General features: G+C 71.6%; 1 protein-coding gene. It reads left to right on the forward strand.

All coding sequences use genetic code 11. The annotated features are described in order from the left end of the window. Positions 1-237: 237 nt before the first annotated feature. Positions 238-684, forward strand: a 447-nt coding sequence (locus CCN56_RS40585; protein WP_086832541.1) for a hypothetical protein, incomplete at its 3' end; no start/stop codon positions are given.

The following is a 684-nucleotide window of genomic DNA, read 5'->3' on the forward strand; positions in this document are numbered from 1 at the left end:
ACCTCCGGCCGCGCGCGAGGCGTTTCCGGGCAAACCTCCGAACCCTTGGGCGCCGGGCGGAATCTGGCACTCCATCAGGACGCGTCACACCCCTTGATGTGACGTGTCCATGTCGTCACCCTGTTACCTGGCGCACCCCCCACCGAAACCTGGCGCCGCCACGATGGCCGGGCCGACCGCCCGGCAGCCCACGGGGACGGCAGCCAGCCAAGGTCCCCCCACCTCAAGGGAGTTCCCATGCCCGTCGACATGGTCTACGCGCGTCGACTCGCCGTACTCGCCGCCTCCGCCGCCCTCACCGCCACCGGCCTCCTCGCCACCGCCCCGGCCGCGCAGGCCGCGATGCCCACCCCGGTCAGCGCCGCGACCGCCCGTACCTACCTGGCCGCCCTCACGGTCAAGGCGGAAGGTTCCACCACGGGTTACAGCCGGGACCTCTTCCCGCACTGGATCACCCAGTCCGGCACCTGCAACACGCGCGAGACCGTCCTCAAGCGCGACGGCGTGAACGTCGTCACCGACTCCAACTGCGCCGCGATCAGCGGCAGCTGGTACTCCGAGTACGACGGTGCCACCTGGACCGCCGCCTCCGACCTCGACATCGACCACATGGTCCCGCTCGCCGAGGCCTGGCGCTCGGGCGCGAACTCCAGGACCACCGCCCAGCGCCAGGCCTCGGCGAGC

This window comes from Streptomyces sp. NRRL B-24572 (genome assembly GCF_002156145.1).
Lineage (GTDB): Bacteria > Actinomycetota > Actinomycetes > Streptomycetales > Streptomycetaceae > Streptomyces > Streptomyces vietnamensis.